Origin of the sequence: Eudoraea sp., assembly GCF_049665975.1 — a bacterium.
Taxonomy (GTDB): domain Bacteria; phylum Bacteroidota; class Bacteroidia; order Flavobacteriales; family Flavobacteriaceae; genus Eudoraea.
Genome location: NZ_JBATGR010000506.1, coordinates 1 through 10,033 on the forward strand (window position 1 = coordinate 1; position 10,033 = coordinate 10,033).

Annotated in this window: 8 protein-coding genes; all 8 read right to left on the reverse strand. The window is 36.1% G+C overall.

The window, feature by feature from the left end; all coding sequences use genetic code 11:
* The coding region (locus tag WBN20_RS16095) for a tetratricopeptide repeat protein (protein WP_424282422.1) at positions 1-429 on the reverse strand (429 nt) is incomplete at its 3' end.
* Positions 430-526: 97 nt separating this feature from the next.
* Positions 527-1,708, reverse strand: coding sequence for an aspartate aminotransferase family protein (locus tag WBN20_RS16100; RefSeq protein ID WP_424282423.1), 1,182 nt, complete (start codon positions 1,706-1,708; stop codon positions 527-529).
* Between the two features lie 5 nt (positions 1,709-1,713).
* Positions 1,714-3,432 (reverse strand): OstA-like protein, encoded by a 1,719-nt coding sequence (locus WBN20_RS16105; RefSeq protein WP_424282424.1) that lies wholly within the window; start codon positions 3,430-3,432, stop codon positions 1,714-1,716.
* Between the two features lie 464 nt (positions 3,433-3,896).
* On the reverse strand, positions 3,897-5,168 hold the full coding sequence (locus WBN20_RS16110; RefSeq protein ID WP_424272772.1) for an adenylosuccinate synthase: 1,272 nt from the start codon (positions 5,166-5,168) through the stop codon (positions 3,897-3,899).
* Positions 5,169-5,183: 15 nt separating this feature from the next.
* Entirely contained in the window at positions 5,184-5,639 is a 456-nt protein-coding gene (locus WBN20_RS16115; protein ID WP_424272773.1) for a Fur family transcriptional regulator, read from the reverse strand.
* Between the two features lie 97 nt (positions 5,640-5,736).
* A complete protein-coding gene (locus WBN20_RS16120) occupies positions 5,737-7,944 on the reverse strand; it encodes a RelA/SpoT family protein (protein WP_424282425.1) in 2,208 nt (735 codons plus the stop codon).
* Between the two features lie 41 nt (positions 7,945-7,985).
* Positions 7,986-9,218 (reverse strand): M48 family metallopeptidase, encoded by a 1,233-nt coding sequence (locus WBN20_RS16125; RefSeq protein ID WP_424282426.1) that lies wholly within the window; start codon positions 9,216-9,218, stop codon positions 7,986-7,988.
* Between the two features lie 104 nt (positions 9,219-9,322).
* Positions 9,323-10,033: RNA methyltransferase (locus WBN20_RS16130; protein WP_424282427.1), on the reverse strand; the 711-nt coding region annotated here is incomplete at its 5' end.

A 10,033-nucleotide genomic window follows, 5' to 3' on the forward strand; every position in this document is an offset into this window, starting at 1 on the left:
CAGGTATTCCATACCCAACAATGAGTAAATGTCAAAACTATCTTCAGATAGATCCAAAGCTTTTTTTAACATGTCTATTGCCGCTTCATGATTGTCTTTTTTTGAATAGATATTAGCGCGTTGAATATAAATTTCTTCATTGGTACTATCCATCAATTGAAGCTCATCTAACAGCTTCTCAGCAACTTCTAAATTATTTTCAAACACAAGGACTTCAATATCCAAAAGTTTTAAATCCATGGCACCCGGGTGTTGTTTAAGGCCAATTTTAATAGCCTTCTTTGCTAAGGATATTTTACCGTTGTTTAGATAATGATGAATTATGTCTTCGAAATCTTCTGCGTCAAAAAAATAAACGTCATCCGTCTTCAGCATGGACTCAAACTTCGCTATTGGTTGATTTTGACTTTCGTTAGGATCTAACGCCATAGGAACGTGCTTGGTTAATCTATGGATTTAAAAATAGTCTTTTGGAACTACCTTTATTCCACTTTAGGGCTATATTATTAACAAAATAGTTAACAAATTATTGCTGCAACTCATTCAAAGTTTGCATTATTATGTCGCAACCCCGGTCAATTTCCACTGTGTTTATGGTCAATGGAGGAGTAATTCTAACGCCTTTTGATTCAAAAAGCAGCCAAAAAAGGATTAAATTCTTTTTTGCACAGGAAAGAATAAGTTTATTAGCAATATCTTTATTTTTCATGATAAGAGACAACATTAGTCCCTTTCCTCTAATCTCTTTTATGTAAGGGTGTTTTAATCTGGATCTGAAATGTTTTTCCTTTTCAAGAGTTTCAGGAATAAGATTGCTATTGGTTAATTCCCTGAGTGTTGCCATAGCAGCTGCAGCAATAACTGGATTGCCACCAAAGGTTGTTATATGGCCCAACTTGGGAGTGTCACTTAAAGAATTCATAATTTCATAAGAAGCTGTAAAGCCGCCAACAGGTAAACCCGAAGCCATACCCTTGCCCATAACTAGTATATCTGGTATGCACTGGTAGTGCTCAAAGGCAAATAAACTACCAGTACGTCCAAATCCAGGTTGTATTTCATCAAGGATTAACAAGGCACCCACTTCCGAACAACGATCCTTCACCTTTTTAAGGTATCCTTCTTTGGGCATAATGAATCCCGCACCACCTTGAATAGTTTCCAAAATGACAGCCGCTGTATCCATAGAGATTTTATAAAGATCATCTTCGGAATTAAATTCCAAAAAAGAGATATCCGGAATCAATGGACGGAAAGGGGCCTTTCGTTCTTCAAAACTCATTAAACTTAGGCTACCTAAAGTATTTCCGTGATAAGCATTCCTGGCAGCTATGAGTTTTGAGCGACCAGTAAAACGCCTTGCAAGTTTTATTGCTCCTTCAATTGCCTCAGTTCCGGAATTTACGAGATAGGTTGTTTCGAGTTTAGCAGGTAATAATGAGGCTAAATATTTACTGAATTCTACTGCAGGTTGCTGAATGAACTCACCATAAACCATGACATGCATGTATTTCCTGGTTTGCTCAACTATCGCCTTAACTACTTTTGGATGGCAATGACCTAAACTACAGACCGATACTCCGGCAACAAAATCCAAGTGACTATTTCCCTGCTTGTCATAAACATAGCTTCCCTTAGCATGTGAAACTTCCATTGCCAGAGGATGGGGAGTGGTTTGAGCCTGATATCTGAAAAAATCTTCGTGCATGACAGCTACTCCTTTTTTTGAATGGGGGGTCCTTTTTTAGGTATAAGACCTTTAATAGACTCCGAATTTCCTGAAGGGTCATTTTCATTACCATCATCCTCTTGTTGCTCTTCTTCAAGATCAAGAGGATTATCAACACCATTTATCTTTACTAATTGAATATTGTTGTCATCTTCATCAAAAATATCATCTTTGCTAAGTATTCGTTCATCACCACGCCATATAAACCCTTTGAGTTTTCTGCTGCTTACCGGAAGATCTACTTCCGGAAAAATGTCTCCATCCGGATTGGTATAAAAAGTAATATCCTCGATATCATTTTCAGCTAATGTTATCCTAATTTTACTACAAATAGTTTTATTAATACCGATGAGTTCATCATCATCATTATACATATAGTAAATTACTTCAGTGTTTTTAACCAGGTCTACAATTTTGAGTGAATTATCGATGAACTTTCCGAAGAGATCTTTTCCTTTAGCCTGATTGTAACCTTCCATGCTTATGCTGTCAAGTGAGATTATAAAAGCGTTATTTATTACTTTTAATGAATCCAATTTTTCAGTTTCCATATCGGAGATCAGATATATACTATCCCCGGTCATTTGGTTATCCACATTCCACAGAACAGGTTCTTTTATCAATTGGGTTATTCCGGAAGATTGATCAAAGTGTATAGAATCACATTTGCCACTCAAATCAGTTTTATAGAATTTAGCATTTCTGAAGGCCCTTAAAATTCGTTTATCTGGTTTCCCGGTAAGTAGTAAGGTGTCTCCATGCATATAAAGTGAATCCTGTTCAACCAAACTTATAGACACAGCCCGCTTAGTTGCAAATACAGAGTCTTTAGCTTTAAATACTTCAGCATAGTGGGCCCTAATTACCCCATTATTTACTGTGTCTGTAACAACAATATTATTGGTGGCCGAAGCAAATTGAGAAGTTTTATCAAAATAAACACTATCTCCTTCAATAATTCGGTTATTATAATCTATCCTGGTGTTTTTTATACCATAGCCACTTTCTATTTTTGTGTCGTAAAATCCTCGTTCACAGTATATTTTATAAGTTTTGCCCGTTATAGTTGAAGGCCCGTACATATAGGCGTTCTTAGAATTCTGATAATAATCTAATTGCCTGGAGTCTATTGTGTATTCCGGATTTAGGATATGAACATTTTCTATAAACTGAAATTTTTCAGGTACCATAAAATACCTTCCAATTTCACTGGTAAGCGTATTGGCAGAATCAACAATAGTACCATAGCTTGTATAATAAGATTCCTGCTTTTCGCGGTCAAAGTAGAGGGTGTCTGTTCGAAGGGTCATACCAGAACCACTACCAGTGCCTTTACCAGTGCTTCTTAAGACTACTTTTTCCCAAGCCTTGGCAAGCCTGGTATTCCCGTCATAATTAATTTTTCCACCAGTCATTTGAATAGAATCACCCTGTTTCATTCGGATGTTTCCAATTGCCTTCAATTTATTTTCTTTTTGATAAAATATAGCTATATCACACCAAAGATCTGCCCCCTGGTGTTCAAACTGAACTTGCCTCTCGTCTTTACTAAATATAGATGCGCCGGGAAATTGAGCTTCGTCTTTTGTGAAATTAGCACCATATACAATATTAATCTGTTTAACTTCTTCCTCAGGCTGCTCCTGAGCAGAAGCCAAGCAAAGCGAGAATAGAAATATATTAAGTAGTACTAATCTGAACAAGACCCAAATATTTGTTCAAAAATAGAATAAATTAAAAGAGAAGCCCAAGTATTAGCAAGGTTTTAGGATTTCATTTAAGCGAAACTCCCGATTCTACATCAAGGTCTGTTTTTTCTTTCTGTAAGGCCCCGGCTCCATCATAGCTAACCTTGGAATGCCACAAGTAAACTCTCTTTCATTGAGGGATATCTTCAATTACAGATAGGCAAGAATCCGTTACATTGGTTCCATATAAATTTAAAGACTCCAGATGTTCCAATTCTTTGAGAAAGTACACTGAATTATCCGATACCTCTGTTTTTTGAAGCTCTAATCTGGTCAGAATACTAGCTTAAAATTTATTTGAAAATATGTAATATTTGTCCGAAGGTTCTGATGAAATAGTAGCAAACAGATTCTATTGAGACCTGTATTTTTTCAGATATATATAAAGATTTAAGATACCTACTTCTATTGAATGGGAATTACCTGTGAATGGTTTGTTTTCGATCCGGGCCAACGGACACAATTTTAATTGGAATTTCCAATTCTGATTCCAAGAATTCAATATATTCTATAAGTGTTTCCGGGAGTTGCTCTTCCTTTGTCATTTTGGTGAGATCTTTTTCCCAACCTTTCATTTCTTTGTAAATAGGTGTAACATTTTCCGCTTCAATATTATAGGGAAGGTGAGTTACTTTTTCCCCTTTATATTTGTATGCTATGCAAATTTTTACCGTTTTAAATCCGCTGAGTACATCTCCTTTCATCATCATTAATTCTGAAACTCCATTAATCCTAACTGCGTATTTTAAAGCAACAAGATCTAACCAACCACAACGTCGAGGTCTGCCTGTGGTAGCCCCAAATTCATTGCCAACTCTTCCCATAGTAGCGCCAACTTCATCAAAGAGTTCGGTTGGGAAAGGTCCGCTTCCTACCCGGGTGGCATATGCTTTAAAAATGCCAAAAACCCCTCCTATGTTCCCCGGAGGTACACCAAGACCTGTGCATGCTCCTGCAGCGGTTGTATTTGAAGATGTTACATAAGGATAAGTTCCAAAATCAATATCCAGCAGAGAACCCTGAGCTCCTTCAGCAAGAATTTTTTTTCCGCTTTTTTGGGCCTGGTAAAGGTATTCTTCACTATCTATAAAGGTCAGTTGTTTTAATTCCTTAATAGCATTAAAGAATTCTGTTTCTAATTCCTGGAGATTGTATTGTATATCTACATTATGAAAGTCTATCATGGTTTCATGCTTATCTGCCAAAGCACGATATTTGTCTTTCCAATTATTTAATTCAAGATCTCCTACTCTCATTCCGTTTCGTCCTGTCTTGTCCATGTAAGTAGGCCCTATCCCCTTGAGCGTTGAACCTATTTTTGCTTTACCTTTGGCGGCTTCTGAGGCTGCATCAAGCAACCTGTGGGTAGGTAAAATCAGATGAGCTTTCCTTGAAATCAGGAGTTTGGATTTTATATCCAGATTAAACTTGTTAAGGTTATCAAGTTCTTTCTTAAAAATAACCGGGTCAATAACTACCCCGTTACCCACAACATTGATTGCATTGTCGTGAAATATACCGGAGGGAATAGTGTGTAAAACATGTTTTATGCCATCAAATTCTAAGGTGTGTCCCGCATTCGGGCCTCCCTGAAATCTGGCTATGATATCATAGTTTTTGGTAAGTACATCAACGATTTTTCCTTTTCCTTCGTCTCCCCATTGAAGACCTAGTAGTAAATCTACGGCCATGCAGTAAGTTATTGGTTAGTTATTAGCTTTTTCTTTGTAGTTTCTTGTACCGTAGAAGTACAACGAATGATTATTTATTTTTATGTCGAATACCTCTTCAATAGTTTGTTTTATTGATTGTATTCGGGGGTCACAAAATTCAACAACTTCTCCTGTATCCGTCAGAATTACATGATCATGCTGCCTGTCAAAATAAGACTTCTCATATTGTGCCTGATTCTTTCCAAATTGGTGCTTGCGTACTAACTTACAATCCAATAAAAGTTCTATTGTATTGTAAAGCGTTGCTCTGCTTACCCGATAGTTTTTATTTTTCATATTGATATAGAGTGATTCTATATCAAAATGTTCATCACTTTCATATATCTCCTGGAGGATTGCATAACGCTCGGGAGTTTTTCTATGCCCGTTTTCCTCCAAAAAGGCAGTAAATACTTTTTTAACGATTTCTTGGTCCTTATTGGTCCCCATAATTACATCATCATCTTAATAACAAATGTACATTTAAAAATGCGAATATAGATGTTTTATAACCGCAAGATTACAGCATAGATATTTTGGAAAATCTCTATATCCGAGTCACTTTTTCAATACCGTTTATCCGCTTTAAATTATTGATAAGTTTTTTCAGAATGGCATTGTTTTTTACTACAACTGTGATTTTACCTGTAAAGGTACCTCCATCTGTACTGAAATTCAGATTCCGCATATTAACATGCATATTATCCGAAATAATTTCTGTAATCTCGTTCATCAGGCCTAAATTATCAATCCCCGTAAGTTTAATTTCTGAAGTGAATTCTTCCTGGCTTGAATCAATCCATTTGGCACTAATTATCCGGTAGGCATAGTTGGATTGCAAAGAAATAGCATTTGGACAGTTTTTCTTATGAACTTTTATTCCTTCCGACACGCTTACAAAACCAAAGACTTCATCTCCGGGAATTGGGTTACAACATTTGGATAGTGTGTAATTTAATTTTTCTTCCTCCTTACCAAATACAAGCATATCATATTTGGAAGTTATTTCGGCCTTATCAATATCTTCCTGGACTGGTTTTCTCCGAATCTTATTTTTGAAAAAACTGATAAATGCATTATTATAGGATGATGCAAATTCTTTGATCATCTGATTATCTATTGCTCCGATACCTATGCGATAGAAGAGATCCAAACTGGTCTTCAGCTTAAAGTGAACCACCATCTTATTGATGGAATCCTCGTTCATATTAATTTTTTGAGACTTAAGTTTACGTCTTAGCGTTTCCTTACCATCATTAGCAATTTGTTTTTGTTCTTCTCGTAAAGACGAACGAATTTTTGCTCTGGCTCTGGCTGTAGTCGCGTAATCCAGCCAGTTCTGATTGGGTTTCGCTTTATCTGATGTAATGATCTCAACCTGGTCACCACTATTTAATGTCGTGTTCAGAGGCACCAATTTTCCATTTACTTTCGCCCCCCGGGTTCTCATTCCTACTTCAGTATGGATATTAAATGCAAAATCCAGAGGAGTAGCGTCTTTTGGCAACGATTTTAATTCGCCTTTTGGAGTAAAAACAAAGATCTCTTTGGAATAAAGATTTAATTTAAATTCCTCCACAAAATCTACGGCATTACCATTAGAGGTTTCGAGGGCTTCCTGTAAACGGTTGAGCCACATCTCTATTCCCTGTTCTTTTTGTGCTCCGTGTTTATATTTAAAGTGAGCAGCATATCCTTTCTCGGCAATTTCATGCATTCTTTCACTGCGTATCTGAACTTCAACCCATTTGCCTTCCGGGCCCATTACAGTAATGTGTAGGGCTTCATAACCTGTTGATTTCGGTGAAGATATCCAATCGCGAAGGCGTATAGGATTAGGCGTAAAATGATCTGTTACAATAGAGTATATTTTCCAGGCAATAAATTTCTCATTGTGTTTATCAGATTTATAAATGATGCGAATGGCAAATTTGTCATATATTTCATCAAAAGTAATATTCTGAGATACCATTTTCTTTCTGATGGAATAGATAGACTTCATCCTTCCTTTTATATGATATTCAAGACCTTCTTTGTCCAAAGTATCTTGAATAATATTTGAAAATTCATCAATATAATTCTGTTGTTCTTCTTTAGTTTGCTCAATTTTTTCCTGAATATCATTGTATACTTCCGGCTCTGTGTATTTCAGACTTAGATTCTCTAGTTCTGTTTTTATATTATAGAGTCCAATTCTATGAGCCAGGGGAGCATAGATATAAAGCGTTTCAGAGGCCATTTGCACCTGCTTGTGCTCCGGCATGGCGTCCATAGTAAGCATATTGTGATATCTATCTGCTATCTTGATGATAATTACCCGAACATCATCATGCAACGTTAGCAACATTTTTCGAAAATTCTCTGCCTGTTGGGATATGTTCATCTCCTTTTTGAGATGGGCAATTTTCGTAAGGCCGTCCACAATGCGAGCTATTGTTTCACCAAACATTCGCTCAATATCATCTAATGTATAATCGGTATCTTCAACAACATCATGGAGTAATGCGGCCGCAATAGATACGGCATCGAGACCAATTTCTGAAGCTACTATCTTGGCTACTGCTATAGGATGAAAAATATAGGCCTCTCCTGATTTTCTTCGTTGATTCTTATGGGCATCCACGGCTATGTCAAAAGCAGAACGTACTAGTTTTTTATCTTTAGCAGTTAATGCCTGATAACTAATTCTAAGTAGTTCCTTGTATTGCTTTGCAATTTGCTTGTTCTCCTGCTCTAAAGCCGTATCCACACTCATAAAATAAATTTACCACAATCTTTTCTAGTAACCAACAAAAATCATGCCTTAAGGTTACGTATTCTTTGAATTAAGGGAGGGTGAGAATAATGCATAAATACGTAGGCCTTATGCGGAGTTAGATTGCTGAGGTTATTTTTAGAAAGCTTTTTTAATGAGTTGATTAAAGGCAAGGCATCATAAGTATTTTTGGCAAAATCATCTGCTTCAAATTCAAATTTTCTCGACAGAATGTTCATCACCAATCCGGTTATTTCGGAGATAGGGCTATACAGGATTCCAAAACAAATTAAAGCAGCATGAAAACTAGGTTTGGTGACGCCTATAGCGTACGAAAATTCGGGGTTATTAATAAAAAGCGATAGAATGAACAAGGTAACACCTGTTAGAAGGATTGAAATAATAAGGTTTATAATTATATGGTGGCGTTTATAATGCCCAACTTCATGGGCAAGTACGGCTACTATTTCTTCTTCCTCTAAATCCTGAATTAACGTATCATAAAGTGTAACTCTTTTTTCTTTTCCAAAACCGGCAAAATATGCATTTGCTTTTGTACTTCTCTTAGATCCGTCGATAACAAAGATATTTTGAAGTTTAAATCCCACCGTGCGTGTATAATTTTCAATTTTACTCTTAAGAGATCCATCCTCCAGGGGAATTTGTTTATTAAATAAAGGTACAATTAGCCTGCTGTAGAAAAGATTCATAAAAATCGTGAAGATGGCAATCAGGGCAAGGGCATATATCCAAAAATTATTACCGGCAAATTGAAAAAACCAAATGACCATTGAGAGTATTCCCCCTCCTAATATAGCCATCATCAACCAGCCTTTAATTTTATCGATAAAAAACAACTTTCTGGTAGACTTGTTGAACCCATATTTTTCTTCTATCACAAATGTCTGATAATACGAAAAAGGTGTAGTAATTATATCACTTCCAATCATAATGATACCAAAAAATAATAGAGCCATTATAATTGGGTTTTCAGTAATATTTCGGGCGAGTAAGTCTATCAATTCAAATCCACCAAATATTAGGAACCCTAAAGTAAGTACAATGGAAAATGTGGAAGATAGCACGCCAAATTTGTAATTATCTTTCTTGTAAGCCTGAGATTTTAAATATTCCTTATTATCAAAGACATCCTTTAATTCTTCTGGAATAGGATCCTGAAATTTTCGTGAATTGAGATAATCCAGGACAGTTTCCATAAGGAATTGAAGAACTATGATAGCAATTATTGTATAAAATAGGAATGAACTATTCATATAAGACTTTTATCATTTATTAAAAACGTGACAAATTTTAGTAAGCTAGAACTGATAAGGAGTTGAATTTTTTTTTGGTGAACTTGGCAATCGAGGTTATAATCTTAAAGAAATTCTCTTTGTCGCTTTGCCTCAAAGATAAGAATTGCAGCCGATACAGAAACATTCATGGAATCTATTTCCCCTTGCATTGGTATTATAACATTCTGATCGGATTTCTCCAACCATTCAGATGTAAGTCCGGTAGCCTCCGTACCTACTACAATGGCGCAGGCCTTCTTATAATCTACTTCGGTATAGTTGCATGAAGCTGACAGGGCGGCTGAATAAATGGCTATTTTATTCTTATTTAAAAAATTGATAACTTCCTGAGTATTTCCTGTTGCAATATTTACCGTAAAAAGGCATCCGACACTAGCTCTGATTACATTAGGATTATAAAGATCTCCCTTGCTATTTACAATAATTACAGCATCTAATTTAGCCGCATCCGCAGTTCTTAATAAAGCACCAATATTTCCGGGTTTTTCAGGTGCTTCGGCAATCAATATCAATGGATTTTTGTTCCTAAAGGAAATATCATTCAGATTGTGATTTTTTGAACAGGCCAAAGCAACAATTCCCTCCGTACTATCTCGATAGGCTATTTTTTGGTATATCTCTTGAGATACTTCTATTAATTCCGGAAATTTCTCAAGCCGGTCAATAATTTGCCTCACTTTTTGCTCAGAAATAATATTGGGGCAAAAAAACACACTCTGAATAGTATAACCGCCTTTGCATGCCAATTCAAATTCTCTCTGTCCTTCTAATAC

Bases quoted from the DNA above. Each gene is read 5' to 3' on its own strand.
- WBN20_RS16120 (WP_424282425.1), bottom strand. From the start codon at position 7,944: ATGAGTGTGGATACGGCTTTAGAGCAGGAGAACAAGCAAATTGCAAAG.
- WBN20_RS16125 (WP_424282426.1), bottom strand. From the start codon at position 9,218: ATGAATAGTTCATTCCTATTTTATACAATAATTGCTATCATAGTTCTT.
- WBN20_RS16100 (WP_424282423.1), bottom strand. From the start codon at position 1,708: ATGCACGAAGATTTTTTCAGATATCAGGCTCAAACCACTCCCCATCCT.
- WBN20_RS16110 (WP_424272772.1), bottom strand. From the start codon at position 5,168: ATGGCCGTAGATTTACTACTAGGTCTTCAATGGGGAGACGAAGGAAAA.
- WBN20_RS16115 (WP_424272773.1), bottom strand. From the start codon at position 5,639: ATGGGGACCAATAAGGACCAAGAAATCGTTAAAAAAGTATTTACTGCC.